The organism is Streptacidiphilus fuscans (assembly GCF_015690355.1).
GTDB lineage: Bacteria > Actinomycetota > Actinomycetes > Streptomycetales > Streptomycetaceae > Streptacidiphilus > Streptacidiphilus fuscans.
Genome location: NZ_JADPRT010000008.1, coordinates 104,634 through 131,526, shown reverse-complemented (window position 1 = coordinate 131,526; position 26,893 = coordinate 104,634). Strand labels below are relative to the sequence as shown.

The following is a 26,893-nucleotide window of genomic DNA, read 5'->3' as shown; positions in this document are numbered from 1 at the left end:
CGGGTCGGACTACGGGGCACGAATGAGGCTCTCCGCTGGTCGAGAGGTTGTCGCTACACGGCGAGCACCGTTACTTCGCGACCTCCATCTGCTGGCGCAGCTCGCGGGTCTTCTCGGCGAGCGTCGGCAGGTCGATCGTGGTCTGGCCGCTGGCATCCGGGATCTGCATCAGGATGTCCATGGTGCTGTTGTCGGCCCAGGCGCAGATGGGGATGGACACCGACGTTCCGCTGTTCGGCACGTTCATCACGCCGCAGCGCATGTCGCCGCCCTGCGGTCCGGCGTCCTCGTTGGTCTGCTGGGTGATCGTCGCGCCACCACTGGTCGCGCCCTTGAAGGCCGCGTCCAACTGCACGCTGGGGAGCGGCAGTCCGCCGTAGAGGCCGTAGCTGACGTACTTCGGCATGCCCGTGTCCGGACCGTAGATCGCGGTGACGGGGGTCTGTCCCGCCTGGGCGATCTTGGCGTTGGCACTGGTCAGGCTGTTGCCGACGGAGTTGTTCGTGGTGAGGGACGCGCCGTCGAAGCTGGCGGGCGGCGTCAGCTTGTACTTGCCCATCTGCGATGCCTGGCTGTAGACGAACCAGCCGATCGCGCCGCCGATGACGACGATGAAGGCGCCGGCGCAGATCAGCACGATCTTCAGCAGGCTGCGCTTCTTCGGCGGCGGGACCGGCGCGCCGTACGCCCAGGCCGCGTTGGGGTCCATCGGCTGCTGATAACCGGGCTGCTGGTAACCCGGCTGCTGAAAACCCGGCTCTTGATAGCCGGCCTGCGGGTATCCCTGTTGCGGATACCCGGGGTCCTGCTGGAAGCCGGGCTGGCCGTACCCGGGCTGCTGCTCCGGGTAGCCCCCCGGCGGCGGATTGATCGACATGGAGGATTATCGGACCAGCTGGCTGGATCTTGTCCATCCGCTTTTCCGATTCGGGTGCCCAGTGCAAGCGGTTCGTGACCATGTCGGCAGCCCCCTAAACTTGCCGTCGTGACCGACATGAACCAGCGCCCCGCCCAGACCGGGGACGAAAGCGCCCTCGAAACGTTGCCGACGCAGTACACGCCGGCCGAGGTAGAGGGGCCGCTCTACGAGCGCTGGGTAGAGCGCGGTTACTTCGCGGCGGACGAGAAGAGCGAGAAGCCGCCGTACACCATCGTCATCCCGCCCCCGAACGTGACGGGCTCACTGCACCTGGGCCACGCCTTCGAGCACACCATCATCGACTCGCTGACCCGCCGTAAGCGGATGCAGGGCTACGAGGTGCTCTGGCAGCCGGGCATGGACCACGCCGGCATCGCCACCCAGAACGTGGTCGAGCGCGAGCTCGCCAAGGAGGGCAAGTCCCGCCACGACCTGGGCCGGGAGGCCTTCGTCGACCGCGTCTGGCAGTGGAAGGCCGAGTCCGGCGGCCAGATCAGCGGTCAGATGCGCCGCCTCGGCGACGGCGTGGACTGGTCGCGTGAGCGGTTCACCATGGACGAGGGCCTCTCCCAGGCCGTCCAGACCATCTTCAAGCGGCTCTACGACGACGAGCTGATCTACCGCGCCGAGCGCATCATCAACTGGTGCCCGCGCTGCCTCACCGCGATCTCGGACATCGAGGTGGAGTACCAGGAGGACGACGGCGAGCTCGTCTCCATCCGCTACGGCGAGGGCGACAACGCCATCGTCGTCGCGACGACGCGTGCCGAGACGATGCTGGGCGACACCGCCGTGGCCGTCCACCCGGACGACGAGCGCTACAAGCACCTGGTCGGCACCGAGATCGAGCTGCCGCTGACGGGCCGTCGGATCCCGATCGTCGCCGACGCCCACGTCGACCCGGAGTTCGGCACCGGCGCCGTCAAGGTGACGCCCGCGCACGACCCGAACGACTTCGAGATCGGCCAGCGCCACGGCCTGCCGTCCATCGCCGTCCTCGACGAGCACGGCGTGATCACGGCCCACGGCCCGTTCCTCGGCCTGGACCGCTTCGAGGCCCGCTCCGCGATCGTCGGCGCGCTGCGCGCCGACGGCCGGATCGTCGCCGAGAAGCGCCCCTACACCCACAGCGTCGGCCACTGCTCGCGCTGCAAGACCACCATCGAGCCGCGCCTGTCGATGCAGTGGTGGGTCAAGGTCGCCCCGCTGGCCAAGGCTGCGGGTGACGCGGTCCGCGACGGCAGCGTCCAGATCCACCCGAAGGAGATGGAGTCCCGCTACTTCGCGTGGGTCGACAACCTGCACGACTGGTGCATCTCGCGCCAGCTGTGGTGGGGCCACCGGATCCCGGTCTGGTACGGCCCGAACGGCGAGGTCGTCTGCGTCGGACCGAACGACGAGGCGCCCACGGGCGAGGGCTGGCACCAGGACACCGACGTCCTCGACACCTGGTTCTCCTCCGGCCTGTGGCCGTTCTCCACGCTGGGCTGGCCCGAGCAGACCCCGTCGCTGGAGAAGTTCTTCCCGACGTCCGTGCTGGTCACCGGGTACGACATCCTCTTCTTCTGGGTCGCCCGGATGATGATGTTCGGCCTCTACGCGATGGACGGCACCCCGCCGTTCCACACCATCGCCCTGCACGGCATGGTCCGCGACCAGTTCGGCAAGAAGATGTCGAAGTCCTTCGGCAACGCGGTCAACCCGCTGGACTGGATGGACGCCTACGGCGCGGACGCGCTCCGCTTCACGCTCGCGCGTGGCGCCAACCCCGGCACGGACGTGCCGATCGGTGAGGACTGGGTCCAGGGCTCGCGCAACTTCTGCAACAAGGTCTGGAACGCCACCCGCTTCGCGCTGATGAACGGCGCGACGGTCGAGGGCCCGCTCCCGGCCGCGGAGCAGCTGAGCGCGGCGGACCGCTGGATCCTGTCGCGGCTCAACTCCACCGTCGCCGAGGTGGACGCGCTCTACGACGACTACCAGTTCGCCAAGTTGACGGACGCACTGTTCCACTTCGCCTGGGACGAGGTCTTCGACTGGTACGTCGAGCTGACCAAGTCCACGCTGGCCGAGGGCGGTCCGGCGGCGGAGGTCACGCGTCGCGTGCTGGGCGAGGTGCTGGACGTGACGCTGCGTCTGCTCCACCCGATCACGCCGTTCGTGACGGAGGCGCTCTGGACGACGCTGACGGGCGGCGAGTCCGTGGTCGTCGCGGAGTGGCCGTCCGACAGCGGTTTCCGTGACACGGAGGCGGAGAAGGAGATCGAGCTGCTCCAGCAGGTCATCACCGAGGTCCGCCGCTTCCGCGCCGACCAGGGCCTCAAGCCGGGCCAGAAGGTCGCCGCCCAGCTGGAGCTGGCGGGCACCCCGCTGGTCGCCCACGAGGGCGCGCTGCGGTCGCTGGCCCGCCTCACCCCGGCGGACGAGGGCTTCCACGCGACGGCCACGCTCCCGATCGCGGGCGCGACGGTGGCGCTGGACCTCTCGGGTGCGATCGACGTCGAGGCGGAGCGCAAGCGGCTCGGCAAGGACCTCGCCGCAGCGGAGAAGGAGCTGGCGCAGGCGACCGCGAAGCTGTCGAACGAGGCGTTCGTGGCGAAGGCGGCCCCGGCGGCGGTCGACAAGATCCGTGGTCGCCTCACCAAGGCCGGCGAAGACATCGAGCGCCTCACGGCGCAGATCGCTGCGTTGCCCAAGGGCTGATTTCGCTCCCACAGCTAGTTGCAGCACGCAAGGGGCGCGGGGAACTGCGCGACAAGCCACCGTGTGTGGTGAGTCGCTCAGCGAGCAGGGCCATCCGCACAGGTTGGTTGCTCGCGCAGTTCCCCGCGCCCCTGTTGTGCATGGCTGCTCGCCTGCAGAATCCCCGCGCCCCTACGTGTTGCAACTACCTGTCAGGCGTGGATGAGTTCCGGCTCAGACGGGGCAGGCGTCTGAGAGGAGGTCTGGAGGCCGACGCCCTTGGTCTCCTCCGCCCAGAGGACGCAGACCAGCAGGCCGACGGCAGTCAACGCCGCAGCCATCAGCATGGTCGGGCCGATGCCCAGCCCGCTGAGGGAGAGCGGGAGCAGGTACGTGCCCACCGCAGCGCCGACGCGGCTGACCGACGTCGCGAAACCGACCGCCGTCGCCCGCACCTGAGTGGGGAACAGCTCGTTCGGATACGTCCAGTCCAGCACGTTCGGGCCGCCGCAGAGGAACGCGTACGCGCACAGCGCGATCAGCGCCAGCGCCGCCGGGGCCGTGGGCCAGACGCCCAGGAAGACCAGCGGGACGATCATCAGCGCGAAGGACAGGATGATCGTGGGACGGCGCCCACGCGTGTCGATGGCGCGCAGCGCCGGGTAGCAGCCGACCAGGAAGACCAGGCTGATCAGCCCGGTGCCGAGGGTGTCCATCACGGTGCCGCCGGGCAGGCCGAACGAGCCCAGGATGGCCGGGCCGAAGGTCAGCATCGCGAAGAGCGGGGCCACCTGGCACAGGAAGAACAGGCCGCAGAAGAGCGTCCGCCGACGGTACGCGGGGCTGAACAGGACCCGCAGCGAGCCCGCGCCCATCTGCTCGCCGCCCGTCGCCTCGTCCGTTCCACCGGACGTCAGCTCGGCGACGGTGACCTCGCGGCCGAGGTGCTTGCGGACCACGGCGACCGCCTCCTCGCCGCGCCCGTGCTGGGCCAGCCAGAGGGGGGACTCGGGCGAGCCGCGCCGGATGACCAGGAAGAAGAGGCAGAGGACCGCCGAGCTCGCCAGCATCCAGCGCCAGCTGCCGTTGCCGCCGAACTGGAGGAAGAGGTAGCCGACGACGTAGGCGAGCACGGAGCCCGCGTACCAGGCGACGATCTGCTTGCCGAGCAGCCTTCCGCGTTCCTTGATGGGCAGCCACTCCGCGAGGAGCGACGTGGCGATCGGATAGTCGGCCGCGACCGCCATGCCCAGCACGAAGCGGAGCGCGACGATGAGCCAGACCTGGTCGGCCCAGAACGAGGCCACGGAGCAGGCGACCATCACCAACAGGTCGGCCGTGTACATCACCTCGCGGCCGATCTTGTCCGTCAGTACCCCGAAGACTGCGCCCCCCACGAACATCCCGATCAGGGCGGAGGCCCCGATCAGGCTGACGGCCGCCGTGCTGAGCCCGAGCTCGGGCTGCATGCCGGTGACGGCGACGCCGACGATGCTGAGGATGTAGCCGTCCAGCAGTGGCCCGCCGGAGCAGGCCAGCGCAAGACGCCGGTGAAATGCCGTATACGGTGCGTTGTCGATGACTGTGGACATCTGGCCCACTTTGCATAAGACAATCATCAATCGCCTAGGGACCAAGGTCCTTCGTTCGCCGAAGGTGGGCTTGCTCACGGTCCTTCGTTCGCTCCGTACACTTGCGCCCGTGAGCGACACTGAGCTGACCGCGGTAACCGCGGAACTGGTGGCCAAGTGGCCGGAGACCAAGATCGACCCCTCCCTGGAGCGGATCAAGGCACTGATGGACATCCTGGGCCAGCCTCAGCGGTCCTATCCGTCCATCCACATCACCGGTACCAATGGCAAGACCAGTACCGCTCGCATGATCGAGCAGCTGCTGCGTACGTTCGAGCTGCGCACCGGCCGCTACACCAGCCCGCACGTCGAGTCGATCACCGAGCGCATCTCCCTCGACGGCGAGTCGATCAGCCCTGAGCTGTTCGTCCAGACGTACGAGGACATCAAGCCGTACGTCGCCATGGTCGACGCGCAGCAGCCCAACCCGATGTCCTTCTTCGAGGTCGTCACTGCGATGGCGTACGCCTGCTTCGCGGACGCCCCGGTGGACGTCGCGATCGTCGAGGTCGGGATAGGGGGTACCTGGGACGCGACCAACGTGATCGACGCGGTCGTCTCGGTGATCACCCCGATCGCCCTCGACCACACCGACCGCCTCGGCGACACCACCGCGCTGATCGCGGGGGAGAAGTCCGGGATCATCAAGAAGGGCGGCCTCGCCGTCGTCGCCCAGCAGCCGCTGGACGCCGCCGAGGTGATCCTCCGTCGGGCGGTCGAGATCGACGCGACGGTCGCCCGCGAGGGCATGGAGTTCGGCGTGCTGCGGCGTGACGTCGCGGTCGGCGGACAGCTGGTCACGCTCCGCGGGATCTCCGGGCACGAGTACGAGGAGATCTTCCTCCCCCTCCACGGTGCGCACCAGGCGCAGAACGCCGCGCTGGCGCTGGCGGCGGTCGAGGGCTTCTTCGGCGTCGGCGCGGCGCACGACCAGCCGCTCGACATCGACAAGGTCCGCGCCGCGTTCGCCGGCGTCAGCTCGCCGGGCCGCCTGGAGGTCGTCCGCCGCAGCCCGACGATCGTCCTGGACGCCGCGCACAACCCGGCCGGAGCCCGGTCCACCGCCGAGGCGATCGGCGAGGCCTTCGCCTTCACCCGCCTGGTCGGCGTCTTCTCGCCGAGCGGCGACAAGGACGTCACCGGCGTCCTCGAAGCGCTGGAGCCGGTCCTGGCGGAGATCGTGGTCACCCAGAACTCGACCCAGCGCGCGCTGGACGTCGACAGCCTCGCCGAGTTGGCCGTCGAGGTCTTCGGCCCCGACCGCGTCCACGTCGAACGCCGCCTCGACGACGCGATCGACGCTGCGGTGACCCTCGCTGAGGAGGAGGGCGACCTCGGCGGCGCGGGCGTCCTCATCACCGGCTCCATCATCACCATCGGCGAGGCCCGGCTGCTTCTCGGCAAGTAGTTGCACTGACCTCAGGGGCGCGGGGAACTGCGCGAGTAACCACTGATGTGCGGATGGCCCTGCGCGTTCGGGGCTCTACCTGCGCGGGTGGCTTGTCGCGCAGTTCCCCGCGCCCCTTAGGTAGTGCAACCTGAGGTCCCCGCCTGCAAGACGCTCCGCGCAGCGGATTAAGCTTGCGCCGTGCGTACGCTCTGCTCCACGACACTCATCAGCGAAGCCATGGTCATCGGCTTCGCCGCGCTCGTCGCCATGCATCTGTCGGACGTGTCCGGCAGCACGCTGTGGGCGGTGTCCGGCGCGGCCATGGCGCTCTGCGTCCTGCTCTGCGGGGTGCTGAACCGCAAGGGCGCGGTGACGGTCGGGTGGGCGCTGCAGATCGCGCTGATCGCCAGTGGGGCGATCGTCGGGATGATGTACGCGCTCGGCGTGATCTTCGCCGGGCTGTGGTGGTGCTCGGTGCACTACGGCCGGAAGATCGACACGATCAAGGCCGCCCGCGCGGCGGCAGCCGCCGTCGCGGAGCCCGCGCCCAGCGTCTAGCGTCTAGCACGTCCCCGCGTTCGGCCCCACCCGCAGTCCGTCCGGCCACTCGGCCGGGTGAATTTCCGGCGGCTGCCCCCGGCAGCACCTCCGCGCTGGCCCAGCCTCGGAACCAGGCAGTCCCGCTGCGGAAGATCACACACCGCTCGGGTAGTGTTCGTGTCGATCATCACATCGCAACGCAGGGAGCCGTCCCCCATGTCCTCGTCGTCCCAGCGCACCCTGGTTCTGCTCAAGCCCGACGCCGTTGCCCGTGGCCTGGTCGGCGAGATCGTCTCCCGGATCGAGCGCAAGGCGAACTGGCGGATCGCGGCCATGGAGCTGCGCACCCTGGACACCGCCACCCTGGAGCAGCACTACGCCGAGCACGTCGGCAAGCCGTTCTATGCGCCGCTGATGGAGTTCATGTCGTCCGGCCCGTCCGTCGCGATGATCGTCGAGGGCGAGAGCGTCATCGAGGGCATCCGGCTGCTGGCCGGCAAGACCAACCCGCTGGAGGCCGGCCCGGGCACCATCCGGGGCGACTTCGCGACCATCACCCGCGAGAACCTGATCCACGCCTCCGACTCGGAGAACTCCGCCGAGCGCGAGATCAAGATCTTCTTCCCGCGACACGCCTGAGCACCGGTCGGATCCGGCGTTCCCCCCCACACACCTTCTTCACCGGTTCTGTACGGCACTCCCTTGGGCCATACGGAACCGAACCTCGACACACGGCGTCCCAATGGCGGGATATCCGATCGTCTGCACGGACAATGGCGACAAAGGTCCCGTCGCTACCATGGTGACTGCTCGACGGCAGCTTCGTTCATGGTCGCAGCAGCAGACATAACGCAGGCAGCAGTTCCACCAGCTGATGGCCCGTGAGTCGGCGTATCCGCCCGGCCATGTGCCGCCGTCGCCCCCTCATCCGCGAGCTCGGGAAGGCCCCTCATCCCCATGGCGAACAACATGTCGTTCATTGGTCGTGACATGGCTGTCGACCTCGGCACGGCCAACACGCTGGTGTACGTCAGGGGTCGAGGGATCGTCCTCAACGAACCGTCGGTGGTGGCGGTCAACACCAACACCGGTGGGATCCTCGCCGTCGGCGCCGAGGCCAAGAAGATGATCGGGCGCACGCCCGGCAACATCGTGGCCATCCGCCCGCTCAAGGACGGCGTCATCGCCGACTTCGAGATCACCGAGCGGATGCTGCGGTACTTCATCCTGAAGATCCACCGCCGCCGCTACCTGGCCCGTCCGCGGGTGGTGGTCTGCGTGCCCAGCGGCATCACCGGGGTCGAGCGCCGTGCCGTGATCGAGGCGTCGGCCCAGGCCGGCGCGCGCCAGGTGCACATCATCGAGGAGCCGATGGCGGCGGCGATCGGCGCGGGGCTGCCGGTCCACGAGGCCACCGGCAACATGGTCGTCGACATCGGCGGCGGCACCACCGAGGTCGCCGTCATCTCGCTCGGCGGCATTGTCACCGCGCAGTCCATCCGGGTGGCCGGTGACGAGCTGGACAACGCGATCATCCAGCACATCAAGAAGGAGTACTCGCTCCTGCTGGGTGAGCGCTCCGCCGAGCAGATCAAGATGACCATCGGCTCCGCCTACCCCGTCGAGGGGGACAAGGAGGAGCACAGCGAGATCCGCGGCCGCGACCTGGTCAGCGGGCTCCCCAAGACCGTGGTGATCTCGGCCGCCGAGGTGCGCGAGGCGATCGAGGAGCCGGTCTCCACCATCATCGACGCCGTCAAGACGACCCTGGATCAGTGCCCGCCGGAACTCGCCGGTGACATCATGGACCGCGGCATCGTTCTCACTGGGGGCGGCGCGCTGCTGCGCAGCTTGGACGAGCGGCTGCGCCGTGAGACCGGCATGCCGGTGCTCATCGCGGAGAACCCGCTCGACTCCGTCGCGCTCGGTTCCGGCAAGTGCGTCGAGGAGTTCGAGGCGCTCCAGCAGGTCCTGGACGCCCAGCCGCGTCGCTGACGGTCCGTCGGCTTCGCCGGCAACCCGCGCCCGTTCCACGCTCCAACACCATCGCTGTGCACGATGAACTGAAGGGCCCTGCCGAGAGTCGTGAGGGACACACGAGAGAGCCGGCTTCTGCTGATCCTGCTGGTGGCGGTCAGCTTCGCACTGATCACCGTGGACATCCGCGGCGGTGACGCCTCACCGCTGAACGGTCCGCGTTCCGCCGCGGCGTCGGTCTTCGGGCCGGTCGAGAGCGGCGTCTCCGGGCTGGTCCGGCCGATCGCCGACGGTCTCCACTCGCTGCGCGACTCCGGCAGCCAGGGCGACCGGATCCGCGCGCTCGAGCAGCAGAACCAGCTGCTCAAGCAGCAGCTGACCTCGTCCGACGAGGTCAAGGGCCGCAACGGCGAGATGACCAAGCTGCTCGGCGAGGCCGGGGCCGGCCAGTACACCATCAAGGCCGCCCAGGTCGTCGCCATAGGAGCGAGCCAGGACTTCTCCTGGACCATCACCATCGACATCGGCAGCAACGACGGCATCCAGCGCGACATGACCGTCATCGACGGCGACGGCCTGGTCGGCCGGGTCACCACCGTCGCGCCCACCACGTCCACCGTGCTGCTGGCCGACGACCCGCGCTTCACCGTCGGCACCCGGATGGAGGGCAGCGGCGAGGTCGGCTTCGCCACCGGCGAGGGCGACGCGCCGATGCGCGTCGAGCTGCTCAACGGCCAGGCCGACGTCAAGGTCGGCGACCGGCTGGTCACCTTCGGCTCGGAGGACGACAAGCCCTTCGTGCCGGGCGTCCCGGTCGGGAAGGTCACCCAGATCGTCAACACCCCGGGCGAGTTGACCAAGACCCTGCTGGTCCAGCCGTTCGTCAGCTTCACCACGCTCGACCTGGTCGGCGTCGTGGTCCAGCCGCCCGCCACCGACCCGCGCTACGCGGTGCTGCCGCCCAAGCAGGCCCCGCCCGCGCCGACCCCGAGCGCGCCGACTCCGTCCGCGCCCGCCCCGTCCGGGACCTCGTCCGCTCACGCCGGGAAGAAGAACTGACGCCATGTGGTTCCAACGCGCCCTGCTCTCCGCGGCCCTGGTGGTGCTCGCGGTCGTCGTCCAGGTCAGCATCCTGGCCCGGCTCGGTCTGCCCGGCGCGGTGCCGGACCTCCTGCTGCTGGTCGTGATCGGGCTGGCGCTGGTCTACGGGCACGTCACCGGCTGCCTGGTCGGCTTCTTCGCCGGGCTCTTCGCGGACCTCGCGCCGCCGTCCGACCACGCGGTCGGCCGCTACGCGCTGGTGCTCTGCCTGGTCGGCTACATCGCCGGGCTGATGCGACCGGAGACCGGCCACCTGCGCTCGGTCACCCGCCCGCTGGCGATCGTCGCGGTCGCGGCGTTCGGCGCGACCCTGCTCTACGCGGGCGTCGGCGCGCTGGTCGGCGACACCGCCGCCCGCCATGTGGGCCTGACCGGCCTGCTGGTCTCCTCGGTCATCTACGACGTGCTGCTGGCGCCGTTCGTCGTCCCCGCCGTCATGGCGCTGGCCCGCCGCACCGTCAGCGACCCGGCGGCGGACGGCCAGAGCCGGGGCGGGACGCCCAAGCCGCGCCGCATCGGCGTCAACCGCCGCGGCACCTTCTTCGGCGACCGCGGTACCCGTACCGGAGGCGCGGCCGGGCTGGGCACGGTCCCCGGCTTCGGCAACCCGTCGTCCAAGTCCGCCAAGAGCGGCAGCGGCAGCAGGTTCGGCCGCACCGCCAAGAGCGGCGCCAAGTGAGCCGGCGCGAAGTGAGCCGGCGCGAAGTGAGCCGGCGCGAAGTGAGCGCCGCGCAGAACGCCCGGAACGCGCAGAACTGAGACACCGTCGCCCTCCCGCGCGGGACACGGCGGCAGCCAGGCAGAAGTAAGGAGGGGAACTCGTGGGGAACATCCCGGAGACGGGTCGGACCCGGAGAGTCACCGGCCGCCTGCTGGTGCTCCAGGTGCTGGTCCTCTCGATGCTCGGCACGCTGGGCGGGCGGCTCTGGTTCCTGCAGATCCGCGACGGTGCGTCCTACGTGGCGCAGGCCTCGTCCAACCACATCCGCACGGTCGTCGACCCCGCGGTGCGCGGCGAGATCCTGGACGACATGGGTGTGCCGCTGGCCGACAACACCACCAAGCTGGTGGTCACCGTCAGCCGGACCGTGCTGATGCAGCAGAAGGACGGCGGCGTCGCCGTGCTGACCCGGCTCGGCCAGGTGCTCGGCATGACGTACCAGCAGATGCACGACCGGGTCCGGCTCTGCGACGCGAAGACGCCCGCGCCGTGCTGGAACGGCTCGCCGTACCAGCCGATCCCGGTCACCGAGACGGCGACCACGCAGCAGGCCATGCAGATCATGGAGCGCCAGGAGGACTTCCCCGGCGTCACCGCCAGCCCGACCGCGGTCCGTTACTACCCGGGGCCCGACGGAGCCAACGCGGCGCAGATACTGGGTTACCTCTCCCCGGTCACCCAGGACGAGATCAACGCCGCCACCGGTCCCGACGGCAAGTCCACGCTCGCGCCCTCCGACACGGCGGGCCGCGCCGGTCTCGAGTACCAGTACGACAAGGCGCTGCGCGGCACCGACGGCGCCACCAACCTGGAGGTCGACAACCTCGGCCGGGTCCAGGGAACCGCCGGCGGCACCCCCGCCGTCCCCGGCGACGACGTGGTCACCAGCATCGACGCCCGGATCCAGGGGATCGCCGAACAGCAGCTCAACCAGGCGCTGCTGACCCTGCGCAAGACCTGGGACCCGGTCACCAACGAGTACTTCAAGGCCGACTCCGGCGCGGTCGTGGTGATGAACGTCCACACCGGCCAGATCGTCGCGATGGCCAGCGCCCCGACGTACAACCCCAACATCTGGACCGGCGGCATCTCCGCCGCCGACTACGCGGCGCTGAACAGCACGGGCTCCGACTTCCCGCTGCTGAACCGGGCGATCCAGGGCCAGAGCGCACCGGGCTCGACGTTCAAGGTGATAAGCACGACGGCGGCCCTCAACGCGGGCTACGGCTACGACTCGACGTTCCCCTGCACCTCGTCGATGACCATCGGCGGCCGGGTGTTCAAGAACTTCGAGGGCGAGAACTACGGCATGATCAACCTGTCGAAGGCGCTCGAGGTCTCCTGCGACACGGTCTTCTACAACATCGCCTACCAGCAGTGGCTGAAGGACGGCGGCACCAAGCCGACCAACCCCAAGGACTGGCTGTACAAGACCGCCCACCAGTTCGGCCTCGGCGCGAACACCGGCATCGACCTGCCCGGCGAGGTCTCCGGCCGCGTCCCCGACCGCGCGTGGCACCAGCAGTACTACGACGAGATGAAGGACATCTGGTGCCAGCAGGCCAAGACGGAGACCGACCCCTACCTCAAGGCGGTCGCCACCGAGGACTGCGTCGACTTCGCCACGCTGCGCGCAGGTGACGAGGTCAACTACGCGATCGGCCAGGGTGACACGCTGGTCACCCCGATCCAGATGGCCCGCATCTACTCGGCGCTGGCCAACGGCGGCACGATCTACCAGCCGCAGATCGCCAAGGCCATAGTGGCTCCGGGCGGCAAGGTCGTGCAGGACCTCAAGCCGGTCGTCCAGGGCCACCTGCCGGACACCCCGCAGATGATCTCCTACATCGACCAGGCCACAGCCAACGTCGTCACCAGCGGTACCGCGGCGTGGAAGTTCCAGGGCTGGCCGCAGGACAAGATCCAGCTGCACGCCAAGACCGGTACCGCCGAGGTCGTCGGCAAGCAGACCACGTCCTGGTTCGACACGTACACCAAGGACTACGCGATCGTGATGACGATCTCCCAGGGTGGCACCGGTTCCGGCGGTTCCGGACCGGCCGTGCGCAACATCTACAACGCGCTCTACGGCATCCAGGCCGACGGCTCGATCGACCCGAGCAAGGCGATCGCCCCGGCGAGCGAGAGCCAGCTGCCGAACTTCCATCCGGACGGCACGGTCACCAGCCCCGTCTCCTACACGCTGCCGAACGGCACCACGCTGCACGGCACCGTTCCCGGCCAGCCGGGCTACGTCAACTCGGCCGTCCCGGCGATCCTTCCGGCCACCGGCTCCAAGACACCGGTCCTGCCCGCCCTCGACGTCGCGGCGCTGGCGCCCGAGCGGAGGGCGGACGGATGGGCGGCCTGAGTACCAGCGGTTGGACCGCGCCGCGCTACGCCCCCCGCAAGGAGGGCGTGCGCCGGCTGGTCGACCGGGAGTCGCCGCTGCGGCGGATGGACTGGCCCCTGGTGCTGGCGGCGCTCGCGCTCTCGGGCATCGGCTCGCTGCTGGTCTGGTCGGCGACCCGCGACCGCAGCGACATCAACCAGGGCGACCCGCAGTACTTCCTGGTCCGCCACCTGCTCAACACGGGTATCGGCGTGGCGCTCTGCGTCGGCGTCGTGCTGCTCGGCCATCATCGGCTGCGCACCGCCGTGCCGTTCATCTACGGCCTGTCGATCCTCGGCGTGCTCGCCGTGCTGAGCCCGCTCGGGTCGACCGTCAACGGCGCGCACTCGTGGATCGTGCTCGGCGGCGGCTTCTCCGTGCAGCCGTCCGAGTTCTGCAAGCTCGCGATCATACTGATCGTGGCGACGATACTGTCGGCACGCGTCGACGCGGGCGAGCTCCAACAGCCCGACGGCCGCTCGATCCTGCGGGCGCTGGGCCTGGCCATGGTCCCGATAGGGATCGTGCTGATGATGCCGGACCTGGGCTCGACCATGGTCATGGTCGTCATCATCCTCGGCCTGCTGCTCGCCTCCGGTGCGCCCGGCCGCTGGCTGCTCGGGCTGACCGCGGGCGGCGCGCTGGGCGCCTTCGCCGTGGTGCAGCTGCACCTGCTGAAGCAGTACCAGATCGCGCGCTTCGCGGCCTTCGCGGACCCGACCCTCGACCCGTCGGGCGTCGGCTACAACACCGCGCAGGCCCGCATCGCCATCGGCTCCGGCGGCCTGACCGGCCAGGGCCTCTTCCACGGCGCCCAGACCACGGGCCAGTTCGTGCCGGAGCAGCAGACCGACTTCGTCTTCACCGTCGCCGGTGAGGAGTTGGGCTTCGTCGGCGGCATGGCGATCATCGTCCTGCTGGGCGTCATCATCTGGCGCGGCTTTCGCATCGCCCGCGAGGCGCCCGACCTCTACAGCACCGTGCTCGCCGCCGGTGTGGTCACCTGGTTCGCGTTCCAGGGCTTCGAGAACATCGGGATGACCCTCGGCATCATGCCGGTCGCCGGTATCCCGCTGCCGTTTGTCAGCTACGGCGGCTCGTCGATGTTCGCGATCTGGATCGGCATCGGGATCCTGCAGTCGGTCAAGATGCAACGCTCGATGGCGGGTTGAGCGCGGAGCCCGACCCTGGGGGATGATCATGCAGCCCGCGCTGTGGACCCGGCTCGTCCAGATATTCGGGACCCTGTGGCTGACCTGCTGCGTGCTGCTCATCTTCCCGGTCCTCCCGTTGGGATGGTGGATCGCGGCGGTCTTCCTGCACGGCCTGCTCGGGTTGCTGGCCGCAGTGCTCTACCTCGTCGGCAACGCCCTGGTCTCGGCGCTCGCGCTCTACGAGTCGCGCCGGAACGTCGGTCGGTCGCGTTCGTGTCCCTGCTGATCTCCGGCGTGGCCCTGGCATCGGCAGGACTCGTCCTCGCCGCCGCGCCGTCCTCGGAGTGGAACTCCGCCGGGGGCTCGATCGCCGAGCGGGCGGTCGGCGTGGCCGTACCTTTCCTCCTGGTGGCAGCGGCGGTGTTCATGCTGTCCCGGGTGCTGCGCCGGGCTGCCGACGATGAAGGTTGAGACGGTGTCGAGCGCCGACGCGTAGGCGGCTCAGCGGTGGCGCGGCGCTCCTGCGTAGTGCAAGCGGGGGAACCGGGCGGGACGTCCTGCCTCGCCTCGTCGTTCCGGTGGCCGGTGCGGAAGAGAATCGGTCACGTGGCCCGCGTATCGCTCTCGATGATCGTGAAGGACGAGGCGGAGTCGATCGCCGCCGTCCTCGCCGACGCTTCCGCCTTCTGCGACGAGCTCGTCGTCGCCGACACCGGCAGCACCGACGGCACCCCGGAACTCGCCGCGGCAGCGGGCGCGGTCGTCCTGCACGTGCCCTGGACCGACGACTTCGCCGCCGCCCGCAACGCCAGCCTCGACGCCTGCACGGGCGACTGGGTCGTCTGGCTCGACGCCGACGACCGCGTCCCTCCCGCCGCGCAGCAGGCCTTCCGCCGCGTCCTGGCCGATCTCGACGGGGACGGTGCCGACGGGGACGGTGCCGACGGGAGCGGTGCCGACGGGGACGGTGTCGACGGAGACCGTTTCGACGCGCTGATCTCCCCGTACCACTGCGGCTTCGACGAGCACACCGGCGCGCCGACCTTCACCACGCTGCGGGAGCGCGTGCTGCGCCGCTCCGCCAGACTGCGCTGGGCGGGGGCAATCCACGAGGTGGTGGACATCACCGGCGTGCGGACCAGGGAGGAAGCGCAGCTCGTCGTCGAGCACCGCCGCACCGCTTCGCAGGCCGCGCAGGACGAGGGCCGCAATCTGCGGATCCTGGAGAAGCTCTACGCCGAGGGCGACCGTTCGCCGCGCACGCTCTACTACCGCGCCAACGAGCTGCGTGACGTCGAGCGCCACCAGGAGGCGGCCGACGCCTACGCGGAGGTGCTGGCCCTGCCCCAGCCCGCCTGGGAGAGGTACTTTGCGCTGATGTCGCGGGCGGAGTGCCTCCAGGCGATCGGCAGGACCGGGGAGGCCGCGGAGACGGCCGTCCAGGCGGTGCTGCTCGACCCCACCCGTCCCGAGGCCTGGATGGTGGCCGGGATGATCCCCTACGAGCAGGGCGAGTGGGCACGAGCGGTCCCGTTCTTCAGCGCCGCGAGCGTGGCACAGGCCCGGCCGACCGAGGGCTTCGTCCGGGGCCGCGACCACGACTGGGCACCCTGGGACTTCCTCTCCGTCTGCCTGGGCAACTCCGGCCGCCACGAGGAGGCCCTCCAGGCGGGCGTCCGCGCCCTGCGCGGCAACCCGCAGGGGGACAGGGTCCGCGCCAACCTCGGCTGGTTCGTCAGCGAGTTGTCCGTCACCGATTCAACCAACTGACGGCCCTTTGGATGGCGCCTCTACGCTGACCGAGTTGTACGACGATCCGATGGTGGTACGGACGCCTCGCGTGTGGGATCTGACGCCTCGACATAGCGGAACCCAGCGACGTGCGAGGCAGAAGTGAATTCGGATCACAGAGGCTCCAGACCGGTACCGCGAACATTCACCAGAGTGGCGATGGGCGTCGGCAGCGTCGCCGCCCTCACGGGTGCGCTGCTCACACCGCAGGTGACGGCCATGGCCGCGGACCTGGCGGCCACACACACCTCAGTCGTGCTGAGGAATCCGACCCCGGTCCCCGCCCCGGTCAAGCCGGCCTCCCACACAGCGCCGGTCACCCCGGCCTGGGGCAAGCCGCCGAAGCCCCCCAAGTGCCACCACGACCACGACCACTGCAAGTGCCCGCCCGGCCCCCGCGGCCCGAAGGGCCCTCCGGGCCCCAAGGGCGCGACCGGCGCGAAGGGTGCGACGGGTTCCCCGGGTACGCCCGGTGCTACGGGTGCGACGGGTTCCCCGGGGACGCCGGGTGCTACGGGTGCGACGGGTTCCCCGGGGACGCCGGGTGCTACGGGTGCGACGGGTTCCCCGGGTACGCCGGGTGCTACGGGTGCGACGGGTTCCCCGGGGACGCCGGGTGCTACGGGTGCGACGGGTTCCCCGGGTACGCCGGGTGCGACTGGAGCAACGGGCTCTCCAGGTACGCCGGGTGCCACGGGCGCGACGGGCTCTCCGGGTACGCCCGGTGCCACGGGTGCGACGGGCTCTCCGGGTACGCCGGGTGCCACGGGCGCGACGGGCTCTCCGGGTACGCCCGGTGCCACGGGTGCGACGGGCTCTCCGGGTACGCCGGGTGCGACCGGTGCGACCGGCCCCGCAGGCCCGTGTGTGACCATCGACTCGGTGGTTCACGGCGACTATCTCTACACCGGTGTGGTCAAGGGCTCTCCCACCCACATCGACGTGGGCTCGGCGAAGGTCAACCCCATGCCCGCGGGCACGACGACCTGGACCACCCTTCGGGCGCTGCCGACGGGTGTCTCCGCGTGTGGGGTGGCCGTGGCTGACCAGGGCAACACGATCCTCGTGGACGCGATCAGTACGACCGGCACGGTCTACGCGACCACCTGCGACTTCGCCACGGGGATGACCCCGGTCTCCTGCACGAACGGCTGGACGGCCATCACGACCCAGCCGGCGATCGTCCGCCTGTCCGAGCCGGAAAAGAGGGCCCGGCCCAACGGCTGAGGACGCCCGCCCGCCCCGCGCCTGGCGCGGGGCGGGCGCTCAGCCCCGCGCGGGGAACCGGTACGCGTCGACCTCGGCCAGCAGCGCGGCGCGGCGCTCCTCGTCGTCCTCGAGGAACGACGCCTCGAACGAGTTCCGTGCCAGCAGCCGCAGTTGATCCTCCGTCAACCCGAGGGCCCTCTCCACCCCGGCGAAGTTCTCGTCCACGTAGCCGCCGAAGTAGGCGGGGTCGTCCGAGTTGACCGTCGCCACCAGCCCGGCCTCCAGCATCGCCGGGAGCGGGTGGTCCGCCAGCGTGTCCACGCAGCGCAGCCGGACGTTCGAGAACGGGCAGACCGTCAGCGGTACCCGCCGCGCGACCAGCTCCTTGACCAGCTCCGGGTCCTCCATCGAGCGGATGCCGTGGTCGATCCGCTCCACGCCCAGCACGTCCAGCGCCTCGCGCACGTACTCGGGGCCGCCCTCCTCGCCCGCGTGGGCGACCAGGTGCAGACCGGCCTCCCGGGCCAGCGCGTAGACGTCGGCGAACTTCGCCGGCGGGTGGCCGACCTCCGCCGAGTCCAGGCCGACGCCGCTGATCGCCCGGCCGAACCACGGACGGGCCGCCTCGAACGTCGCCAGCGCCGACTCCTGCGGCAGGTCGCGCAGGAAGCACATGATCAGCCGGGTGCTGATGCCGTGCCGCTCACCGGCCCGCGACAGCGCCCGGGAAAGGCCGCGCACCACGTCGTCCAGCTCCACCCCGCGCGCGGTGTGCGCCTGCGGGTCGAAGAAGATCTCCGCGTGCCGCACACCGGCCGCGGCCGCCCGCGTCAGGTACGCCTCGGCCAGCTCGGTGAAGTCGTCCTCGGTCCGCAGCACGTCCATCAGCTGGTAGTACAGGTCCAGGAAGGACTGCAGGTCGTCGAAGGCGTAGGCGGCGCGCAGCTGCTCCGGGGAGGAGTAGGGCAGGTCGACCCCGTTCCGGTGCGCCAGCGCGAAGGCGAGTTCGGGCTCCAGCGTGCCCTCGATGTGCAGGTGCAGTTCCGCCTTGGGTATGGGCACGAAACGCTCTTTCTGACTGGGTCGGACAATCTGGTCGAATCACCTACCTTAGGCCCTGCGGTAACCTTGAGGGTCACCCCGGTGCTCTCACGAAAGTCCCTGCCTCTATGTCTGTCGAGTCGGTCTTCCCGCGCCTGGAGGCCCTCCTCCCGCACGTCCAGAAGCCGATCCAGTACGTCGGCGGTGAGCTCAACTCCACCGTCAAGGATTGGGACGCCTGCGACGTCCGCTGGGCCCTGATGTACCCCGACGCCTACGAGGTCGGCCTGCCCAACCAGGGCGTCATGATCCTCTACGAGGTGCTCAACGAGCGCGAGGGGGTCCTGGCCGAGCGCACCTACAGCGTCTGGCCGGACCTGGAGGCGCTGATGCGTGAGCACGGCGTCCCGCAGTTCACCGTCGACGCGCACCGCCCGGTCAAGGCGTTCGACGTCTTCGGCCTGAGCTTCTCCACCGAGCTCGGCTACACGAACATGCTCACCGCCCTCGACCTGGCCGGTATCCCGCTGCTCGCGGCCGACCGCACCATCGACGACCCGATCGTCCTCGCGGGCGGCCACGCCGCGTTCAACCCCGAGCCGATCGCGGACTTCCTCGACGCGGCCGTGGTCGGCGACGGCGAGCAGGCCGTGCTGGACATGACCGAGATCATCCGCGCCTGGAAGGCGGAGGGCCGCCCCGGCGGCCGCGACGAGGTGCTGCTGCGCCTCGCCCGCACCGGCGGCTTCTACGTGCCCAAGTTCTACGACGTCGAGTACCTGGCCGACGGCCGGATCGCCCGCGTCGTGCCGAACCAGTCCGGCGTGCCGTGGCGGGTGACCAAGCACACCGTGATGGACCTCGACGAGTGGCCCTACCCCAAGCAGCCGCTGGTGCCGCTCGCGGAGACGGTCCACGAGCGCATGTCGGTCGAGATCTTCCGTGGCTGCACCCGTGGCTGCCGCTTCTGCCAGGCGGGCATGATCACCCGCCCGGTGCGCGAGCGCTCCATCACCGGCATCGGCGAGATGGTCGAGCGCGGCCTCAAGGCCACCGGCTTCGAGGAGGTCGGCCTGCTCTCGCTCTCCTCCGCCGACCACACCGAGATCGCCGACATCGCCAAGGGCCTGGCCGACCGCTACGAGGAGGACAAGGTCGGCCTGTCGCTGCCGTCCACCCGCGTCGACGCGTTCAACATCGACCTGGCCAACGAGCTCTCCCGCAACGGCCGCCGCTCCGGTCTGACCTTCGCCCCCGAGGGCGGCAGCGAGCGGCTGCGCAAGGTGATCAACAAGATGGTGTCCGAGGAGGACCTCATCCGCACGGTCGCCACCGCGTACGGCAACGGCTGGCGCCAGGTGAAGCTCTACTTCATGGCCGGTCTGCCGACCGAGACCGACGAGGACGTGATGCAGATCGCCGAGATGGCGAAGAACGTCATCGCCAAGGGCCGCGAGGTCACCGGCACCAACGACATCCGCTGCACCGTCTCCATCGGCGGCTTCGTGCCCAAGCCGCACACGCCGTTCCAGTGGGCCCCGCAGCTGGGCGTCGAGGAGACCGACGCGCGCCTGCTCAAGCTGCGCGACGCGATCCGCAACGACCGCAAGTACGGCCGCAACATCGGCTACCGCTACCACGACGGCAAGCCGGGCCTGATCGAGGGCCTCCTCTCCCGCGGCGACCGCCGCGTCGGCGCGGTCATCCGCGCCGTCTACGAGGACGGCGGCCGCTTCGACGGCTGGCGCGAGTACTTCTCCTACGAGCGCTGGATGCGCTGCGCCGAGAAGGCCCTGGCCGACACCGGCGTCGACGTCGCCTGGTACACCACCCGCGAGCGCCAGTACGAGGAGGTCCTCCCCTGGGACCACCTGGACTCCGGCCTCGACAAGGACTGGCTCTGGGAGGACTGGCAGGACGCCCTGGAGGAGGTCGAGGTCGACGACTGCCGCTGGACCCCGTGCTTCGACTGCGGCGTGTGCCCTCAGCTGAGCACCGAGATTCAAATCGGCCCGACGGGCAAGAAGCTGCTGCCGCTGACGGTCGTCAACAGCTAGCCGCAAGACCCGCGCAACCGCAGCACCGAACGAGGCCCGCCGATCAGGAGATCGGCGGGCCTCGTCGTGTCTCTCAGCAGGCGCAGAGGCAGAACGGGTGCCCGACCGGATCTGCGTACACGCGCCAGGACTTGGTGCCGGCCCAGTCCTCCAGCGGTGTCGCGCCGAGCGCGAGGACCTGGGTGTGCGCGGCGTCGAGGTCGGTGACGCCGATGTCGATGTGGGCCTGCTGCGGGGTGCCCTGGCCGGGCCAGGCGGGTGCGCGGTAGCCGTCGACCTTCTGGAAGGCGAGCTTGGTGGTGCCGTAGTCGCCTTCCAGCTCCACCCACTCGTCCTGCTCCTCCTCGACGACGACCTTGCCGCCTACGAGTTGGGCGTAGAACCCGGCCAGGGCGACGGGGTCGGGACAGTCGAGGGCGAAGGCGCGCAGGTTGCCGATCATGAGGTGCCTCTCGTCGAAGTTACCGCTTGAAGCGGTCTAGAGGTAACTGCTCGCGTTACTGGATGCTGCCGCAGAATCGGTAACATCGCAAGCATGGGAGACGCCCCGGAGCCGCTGCGGCTGGTGCAGGAGCTCGTCAACACGCTCGACGTGGACACGGGCGAGGACGGGCTGGAGGCGTTCCTGGAGGAGCTCTGGGGGGAGTTCTCGGGGGAGCGCGCGGGGGAGGGCTTCGACGCAGCGCGGGTTCGCGTATTCCGTGAGCTGTTGCGGGAGGCGGGAATGGCGCACGCGGGTCTGGATATTCCACAGGGTTCGCTGGATTCATTCACTCGGCAGCTGACGTCTGCCTCCTTGGTGCTGGCGCCGCGCCTCGACGGCGCCATGGAGCTCGTTCCCGCGCCCGGACTTCCGGCCACGGAACTGCTGTTCGCCCAGGTCGCCGCTGGTATCGCCGCTGCCGGCAAGGACTGGCTCCGGCTCAAGGCATGTGCGGCGGAGGACTGCCGCTGGCTCTACTACGACCGTTCCCCGGCCGGGCGCGGCCGTTGGTGCAGCATGGCCGTATGCGGAAGTCGTGCCAAAATGCGGACCTATCGTGCACGAGGAAATGTTTCTGCAGTGTCTTAGTCGCAATATTCTGAACACTGTGCCGAAAACGCATATCGACCTCGGGCGTCGGCCCCGGCACCGCCGCCTGTGCCGCCCACGCGGTGGCCGACCGAGCGCGGAACCGTCGACCGACGTAGCCGCGTACCCTTGGAGGCGCACGAACGCCCCTACTCCCGAAGGACTGAGCGCACTGGCACGCCGCACGCCCGACGGTCCGCCGCCCGCACCCGCGGTCCAGCGGATCCGTCTTCGCTACACCAAGCGTGGTCGCCTCCGCTTCACCAGCCACCGCGACTTCCAGCGAGCCCTCGAGCGCGCTCTGCGCCGTTCCGCCGTCCCGATGGCGTACTCCGCCGGCTTCACCCCCCACCCCAAGATCAGCTTCATGAACGCCGCGCCCACCGGTGCCGCCAGTGAGGCCGAGTACGTGGAGCTGGCCCTCAGCGAGCGGCGCGAGCCGGAGCTGCTGCGCAGCCAACTGGACGAGTCGCTGCCGCCGGGCCTGGACGTCGTCGACGCGGTCGAGGCGCACGGCAAGGACTTCATGGAGCGCCTGCAGGCCTCCTGCTGGCAGCTCGTCCTGGACGGCGTCGAGGCCGACACGGCCCGTGCCGCCGTCGCCGCCTTCCTGGCGCAGGACGAGGTCACGGTGGAGCGGCAGACCAAGAACGGTCTGCGTACCTTCGACGCGCGCGGCGCGGTGATCACTCTCGACGTGGTGGATCCGCAGGTGGACGCGGGTGCACTCGCACTACCGGAAAGTACGACCGATATCCTCGCAGGCCGTGCCTGTGCGATACTGCGCCTGGTTGTTCGGCACGCCACACCCGCCGTCCGACCCGACGACGTCCTCACCGGTCTTCGTGTGACGGCCGACCTCGCGCTGCCGGTCCCCGCTGGGGTGACCAGGCTGGCGCAGGGGCCGCTCGACGAGGAGACCGGCGCGGTGACCGACCCGTTCGCGCCCGACCGCGACGCGGCACTGGCCCTCACACCCGAGGCGACCGAGCCGCAGCACGCGTAGCGGCGGCGGACCGGACGGCGACGCAGCGCCGTCGGCGCCCGACCAGGGCCCTGGGAGCCATCCGGGGCCCGGTCGACCAAAGCGCGACCCGAAGCTTCGGCGAGTCCGCGACCCCCGTGGGCACGCCATCAAAGACATACGCGAGCCCCCGTGCGGCGCCCGCCCAGTTGGCGCGGTGCCCGGGGGCGTGACGGGAGAAACGCCCGCATGCCCGAGAACGACAACGAACACACCGAGAACAACGAGCCGAGTGAATCGCAGGGTGCGGCCCCCAAGGCCGCCCCGCGTCGTCGCCGCGCCGCCAGCCGTCCGGCCGGCCCGCCGGTCGCCGAGCCCGCTGAGGCCGTAGCGAGCGCGCAGAGCGCCGAGAGTGCGGCGGCACCTGCCGCCGCCGCTGAGGCCGCCGGCGAGCCCGCCGAGGCTCCTGAGCCGCGCAAGCGCGCCCGCCGTACCCGCAAGAAGGCCGAGGCCGAGCCGGTCGTCGAGACCCCGGCCGCCGAGGCGGTCGCCGCTGAGCCGGTTGCCGCCCAGCCCGCCCCCGCAGACGCGGCTGTCGCCGCTGAGGCCGCCGAGGCTCCCGAGCCGCGCAAGCGCGCCCGCCGTACCCGTAAGAAGGCCGAGGCCGAGCCGGTCGTGGAGACCCCGGCCGCCGAGACACCCGCTGCCGAGGCCCCTGCCGCGCCGCAGGCCGACGACAGCCTCGCCCTGCTCGGCGAGCTGGACCAGGTCGAGCAGCAGGTCGAGTCCGGTGCCGTCAGCGGCGCCCAGCTGGAGGCGCTCGTCGCCGACCTGGTGTCCCGCGCCGGAGCCACGCTGAAGGTCGAGGCCGGCAGCCAGCTGGAGCGGCGCATCGTCGCACTCCAGCAGCGCGCCGCTGCCGCCGTGCAGCCCGCCGAGCCGACCCAGGCCGCCACCGCCCCCGCTGCCGAGCAGCCCGCCGCCGAGGAGCACGCCCCGCGTGCCCGCCGCCGCGCCGTGCGTCCGGCCACCGCCATCTTCCAGCCCCCGGTCTTCCAGCAGCCCGAGGCTGCCGCCCCGGCCGAGGCCGCCGCGAGCGGTCGCCGCGCCGGTGCGCCGGCTGCCGCCTTCGCCGCGCCGGACGAGGAGGCCGCCGAGGCTCCCGCGCGCCGGACCCGCCGCCGTGCCGAGTCCCCGGCCGTCGCTCCCGCCGCCGAGACGGCTCCCACCGCCGCCACCGCGCCCGCAGCGGCATCCGCCGAGGCCGGTGCCGAGGCGGAGGCCGAGGAGACCACCGGCGGCCGTCGTCGTACCCGCCGCCGCGCGGCCGCGCCCGCCGCGCCGACCGAGCCGGCCCGCTTCGAGCAGGTCAGCACCCGTGCGCCGCTCTCCGCGGACGAGGAGGAGGACGAGGACGCCGGCGAGTCCGTCGGCCGTCGCCGTCGCCGTCGTCGCGCCACCTCGCCCGCCTACGTGGTGAGCGAGGACACCGAGCTGGGCGTCGAGGGCGAGGAGCTCGCCGAGGCCGAGCACGGAGCCGAGGACGAGGAGTCCGAGGACCACGAGGAGCACGAGGCCGAGCACCACGCCGAGGAGGGCCGCCCCTCCCGTCGCCGCCGCCGTGGCGGTCGCCGTCGTCGCCGTGGTGAGTCCGACGAGGCCGAGCAGTCCGCCGACGAGGCGGAGGGCGAGGAGTCCGAGGACGAGGCTGAGGACGAGGACGACCTGGGTGAGGCGCTGTCCTCCTCCAGCCGTCGTCGCCGTCGTCGTCGCCGCCGCAGCGGGGACGCGGGCCCCGAGGCAGAGACGGGCGAGGGCGACCCGGAGCGCACGGTCGTCAAGGTCCGTGAGCCGCGCCGCCGTTCCGGCGAGGCGCCGTTCGACCCGGACGAGGTCCAGTCCATCAAGGGCTCGACCCGCCTGGAGGCCAAGAAGCAGCGCCGCCGCGAGGGCCGCGAGCAGGGCCGCCGCCGCGTCCCGATCATCACCGAGGCCGAGTTCCTGGCGCGCCGCGAGGCCGTCGAGCGCGTCATGGTGGTCCGTCAGTCCGGCGAGCGCACCCAGATCGGTGTGCTGGAGGACGGCGTCCTCGTCGAGCACTACGTCAACAAGGAGCAGGCCACCTCCTACGTCGGCAACGTGTACCTGGGCAAGGTGCAGAACGTGCTGCCGTCGATGGAGGCCGCCTTCGTCGACATCGGCAAGGGCCGCAACGCGGTGCTCTACGCCGGTGAGGTCAACTTCTCCGGTCTGGGCCTGAAGAACGGCCCGCGCCGGATCGAGTCGGTGCTGAAGTCCGGTCAGTCCGTGCTGGTCCAGGTCTCCAAGGACCCGATCGGCCACAAGGGCGCCCGCCTGACCAGCCAGATCTCGCTGCCCGGCCGCTACCTGGTCTACGTGCCCGAGGGCTCGATGACCGGCATCAGCCGCAAGCTGCCCGACACCGAGCGCGCCCGGCTGAAGAACATCCTCAAGAAGATCGTCCCGGACGACGCGGGCGTCATCGTGCGCACCGCCGCCGAGGGCGCGTCCGAGGAGGAGCTGACCCGGGACGTCCAGCGGCTGCAGCAGCAGTGGGAGGACATCCAGAAGAAGGCCACCAGCGGCAACGCCCCCGCGCTGCTCTACGGCGAGCCGGACATGACGGTCCGTGTGGTCCGCGACATCTTCAACGAGGACTTCTCCAAGGTCATCGTCCAGGGCGAGAACGCCTGGTCCACCATCCACGAGTACGTCTCGTCGGTGGCACCGGACCTGACGCCGCGTCTGCAGAAGTGGACCTCCGAGGTCGACGTCTTCGCGACCTACCGGATCGACGAGCAGCTGATGAAGGCGCTGGACCGCAAGGTCTGGCTGCCCAGCGGCGGTTCGCTGGTGATCGACAAGACCGAGGCCATGGTGGTCGTCGACGTCAACACCGGCAAGTTCACCGGCCAGGGCGGAAACCTCGAGGAGACCGTCACCCGCAACAACATCGAGGCGGCCGAGGAGATCGTCCGTCAGCTGCGGCTGCGGGACCTGGGCGGCATCATCGTCATCGACTTCATCGACATGGTGCTGGAGTCCAACCGCGACCTGGTGCTGCGCCGTCTGCTGGAGTGCCTGGGCCGGGACCGGACCAAGCACCAGGTGGCCGAGGTGACCTCGCTGGGCCTGGTGCAGATGACCCGCAAGCGGGTCGGCCAGGGCCTGCTGGAGTCGTTCTCCGAGAACTGCGTGCACTGCAACGGTCGCGGTGTGATCGTGCACATGGAGCAGACCGCTCCCGCGCCCAAGGGCTTCGCGGGCCCGAAGCCGGGTGTCGGCGGCGGCAAGTCCGAGGCCGCGCAGCCCGAGGAGGGCGGCGGCTCCAAGCGCCGTCGTCGTGGTCGCGGCGGCGACGAGACCCCGGCGGAGACGCACGAGGCGCACGAGCACGCCGACCACGAGCACGAGGAGATCGAGCTGGTCTCCCGCGAGCCCGAGGTGGTGGCTGCCGAGGTCGTGACCGAGCCGGTCGTCGAAGCCGTCGCCGAGCCGGTCGCCGAGGCTGCTCCGGTGGTCGACGCCGCGGCGCAGGCCGAGGCCGAGGCGATGGTCGAGGGCATGATCGAGGCCGCCGCCCCGCGTGGCCGCACCCGCCGTCGCGCGGTGCGCAAGGCGACCTCGACGGTCGGCGCCGAGCCCGCCGTCGTGGTCATCGCGGGAGAGTCGGCGGCGGAGTCCGCCGCCGCGCCCGTCGCCGAGCCGGAGCAGGCTGCCGAGGCGGTCACCGCCGAGGCCCCCGCCGCGCAGGCTGAGGCCCCGGCGGCCGAGGCCGAGGCCGAGGCCGAGGCTGCTCCGCCCGCGCGCAAGCGTGCGGCGCGCAAGACGGCTGCCAAGAAGGTCGCCGCGAAGAAGACGGCGACCAAGACGGCCGCGAAGAAGACGACGGCCAAGCGCACGTCCAAGAAGGCCGCCGCGAGCGAGCCCGCCGCCGAGCCGGCCGCGGAGTAGTCAGCGGCGGGAGCAGTCAGCGGCGTCACCCCCGCGTGGCGCCCGGGCCGGTCCGTGTCGAGCGATCGACGCGGACCGGCCCCGAGCTGCGCAGACGTCCGGGTTCGGGCCCGGACGAGGCCCCATGGGCTGGTTTGACCCCGGGTCGGGGCTTCCGTAGTCTTGACCCTCGGCGTGCTTTGCAATCGGTGAGTCACGCCTGCTTCTGAGCACACACACCTCCTGGGCTTTCTCGCCCGGGGGAGGCCCCCGGGCGTTTGGCACCGGTGCGGCTGGC

Annotated in this window: 21 protein-coding genes; 17 read left to right on the top strand and 4 right to left on the bottom strand. The window is 70.6% G+C overall.

Annotated elements, in window-relative coordinates:
- Positions 1-70: 70 nt before the first annotated feature.
- Positions 71-877 (bottom strand): hypothetical protein, encoded by an 807-nt coding sequence (locus I2501_RS20295; RefSeq protein ID WP_196195549.1) that lies wholly within the window; start codon positions 875-877, stop codon positions 71-73.
- Positions 878-994: 117 nt separating this feature from the next.
- Here I2501_RS20295 and I2501_RS20290 point away from each other — a divergent pair, with 117 nt between their 5' ends.
- The gene (locus I2501_RS20290; RefSeq protein WP_196195728.1) at positions 995-3,622 is read left to right on the top strand and encodes a valine--tRNA ligase; all 2,628 of its coding nucleotides are present in this window, start codon (positions 995-997) and stop codon (positions 3,620-3,622) included.
- A gap of 191 nt (positions 3,623-3,813) precedes the next feature.
- Here the strand turns inward: I2501_RS20290 and I2501_RS20285 are convergent, their stop codons facing one another.
- A complete protein-coding gene (locus I2501_RS20285) occupies positions 3,814-5,193 on the bottom strand; it encodes an MFS transporter (RefSeq protein WP_196195548.1) in 1,380 nt (459 codons plus the stop codon).
- Between the two features lie 109 nt (positions 5,194-5,302).
- Here I2501_RS20285 and folC point away from each other — a divergent pair, with 109 nt between their 5' ends.
- From folC to I2501_RS38810, 12 genes are all read left to right on the top strand, one after another.
- Complete coding sequence (folC, locus tag I2501_RS20280) at positions 5,303-6,640, top strand: bifunctional tetrahydrofolate synthase/dihydrofolate synthase (protein WP_408022759.1); 1,338 nt, start codon at positions 5,303-5,305, stop codon at positions 6,638-6,640.
- A gap of 180 nt (positions 6,641-6,820) precedes the next feature.
- On the top strand, positions 6,821-7,180 hold the full coding sequence (locus tag I2501_RS20275; protein WP_196195546.1) for a DUF4233 domain-containing protein: 360 nt from the start codon (positions 6,821-6,823) through the stop codon (positions 7,178-7,180).
- Between the two features lie 198 nt (positions 7,181-7,378).
- Positions 7,379-7,801 (top strand): nucleoside-diphosphate kinase, encoded by a 423-nt coding sequence (gene ndk / locus I2501_RS20270; RefSeq protein ID WP_196195545.1) that lies wholly within the window; start codon positions 7,379-7,381, stop codon positions 7,799-7,801.
- Between the two features lie 330 nt (positions 7,802-8,131).
- Positions 8,132-9,157, top strand: a complete 1,026-nt coding sequence (locus I2501_RS20265) for a rod shape-determining protein (RefSeq protein ID WP_196195544.1) — start codon at positions 8,132-8,134, stop codon at positions 9,155-9,157.
- A gap of 90 nt (positions 9,158-9,247) precedes the next feature.
- Positions 9,248-10,198 carry a rod shape-determining protein MreC gene (gene mreC / locus I2501_RS20260; protein WP_196195543.1) on the top strand — a complete coding sequence of 317 codons (951 nt, stop codon included), beginning with the start codon at positions 9,248-9,250 and terminating at the stop codon, positions 10,196-10,198.
- Between the two features lie 4 nt (positions 10,199-10,202).
- Positions 10,203-10,919, top strand: a complete 717-nt coding sequence (gene mreD / locus I2501_RS20255; RefSeq protein WP_196195542.1) for a rod shape-determining protein MreD — start codon at positions 10,203-10,205, stop codon at positions 10,917-10,919.
- A gap of 142 nt (positions 10,920-11,061) precedes the next feature.
- Complete coding sequence (gene mrdA, locus I2501_RS20250; protein WP_196195541.1) at positions 11,062-13,332, top strand: penicillin-binding protein 2; 2,271 nt, start codon at positions 11,062-11,064, stop codon at positions 13,330-13,332.
- The gene (gene rodA, locus I2501_RS20245) at positions 13,320-14,525 is read left to right on the top strand and encodes a rod shape-determining protein RodA (RefSeq protein ID WP_196195540.1); all 1,206 of its coding nucleotides are present in this window, start codon (positions 13,320-13,322) and stop codon (positions 14,523-14,525) included. Before mrdA ends, rodA begins: the two co-directional genes overlap by 13 nt.
- A 22-nt stretch (positions 14,526-14,547) precedes the next feature.
- Positions 14,548-14,793: a hypothetical protein gene (locus I2501_RS20240; protein ID WP_196195539.1), complete on the top strand. Its 246-nt coding sequence runs from the start codon at positions 14,548-14,550 to the stop codon at positions 14,791-14,793.
- Positions 14,781-14,978 carry a hypothetical protein gene (locus I2501_RS20235; RefSeq protein ID WP_196195538.1) on the top strand — a complete coding sequence of 66 codons (198 nt, stop codon included), beginning with the start codon at positions 14,781-14,783 and terminating at the stop codon, positions 14,976-14,978. Before I2501_RS20240 ends, I2501_RS20235 begins: the two co-directional genes overlap by 13 nt.
- Before the next feature lie 135 nt (positions 14,979-15,113).
- On the top strand, positions 15,114-16,277 hold the full coding sequence (locus I2501_RS20230) for a glycosyltransferase (protein WP_196195537.1): 1,164 nt from the start codon (positions 15,114-15,116) through the stop codon (positions 16,275-16,277).
- 888 nt (positions 16,278-17,165) lie between these two features.
- Positions 17,166-17,525 (top strand): hypothetical protein, encoded by a 360-nt coding sequence (locus tag I2501_RS38810; protein WP_215909802.1) that lies wholly within the window; start codon positions 17,166-17,168, stop codon positions 17,523-17,525.
- Between the two features lie 39 nt (positions 17,526-17,564).
- On the opposite strand, the gene I2501_RS20220 is transcribed toward I2501_RS38810, so the two are convergent.
- Positions 17,565-18,569: an adenosine deaminase gene (locus I2501_RS20220; RefSeq protein ID WP_196195536.1), complete on the bottom strand. Its 1,005-nt coding sequence runs from the start codon at positions 18,567-18,569 to the stop codon at positions 17,565-17,567.
- A gap of 107 nt (positions 18,570-18,676) precedes the next feature.
- Between I2501_RS20220 and I2501_RS20215 the strand changes: the two genes are divergently transcribed.
- Positions 18,677-20,605, top strand: a complete 1,929-nt coding sequence (locus tag I2501_RS20215; protein ID WP_196195535.1) for a TIGR03960 family B12-binding radical SAM protein — start codon at positions 18,677-18,679, stop codon at positions 20,603-20,605.
- A 73-nt stretch (positions 20,606-20,678) separates the two neighbouring features.
- Here I2501_RS20215 and I2501_RS20210 read toward each other — a convergent pair whose 3' ends face one another.
- Entirely contained in the window at positions 20,679-21,047 is a 369-nt protein-coding gene (locus tag I2501_RS20210) for a VOC family protein (protein WP_196195534.1), read from the bottom strand.
- Between the two features lie 93 nt (positions 21,048-21,140).
- On the opposite strand from I2501_RS20210, the gene I2501_RS20205 reads away from it, so the two are divergent.
- The 3 genes from I2501_RS20205 (at position 21,141) to I2501_RS20195 (ending at position 26,616) form a co-directional block, all read left to right on the top strand.
- The gene (locus I2501_RS20205; protein ID WP_196195533.1) at positions 21,141-21,677 is read left to right on the top strand and encodes a CGNR zinc finger domain-containing protein; all 537 of its coding nucleotides are present in this window, start codon (positions 21,141-21,143) and stop codon (positions 21,675-21,677) included.
- A gap of 172 nt (positions 21,678-21,849) precedes the next feature.
- On the top strand, positions 21,850-22,683 hold the full coding sequence (locus tag I2501_RS20200; RefSeq protein WP_236046805.1) for a TIGR03936 family radical SAM-associated protein: 834 nt from the start codon (positions 21,850-21,852) through the stop codon (positions 22,681-22,683).
- Between the two features lie 207 nt (positions 22,684-22,890).
- The gene (locus I2501_RS20195) at positions 22,891-26,616 is read left to right on the top strand and encodes an Rne/Rng family ribonuclease (RefSeq protein WP_196195532.1); all 3,726 of its coding nucleotides are present in this window, start codon (positions 22,891-22,893) and stop codon (positions 26,614-26,616) included.
- The last annotated feature ends 277 nt before the right edge of the window (positions 26,617-26,893 follow it).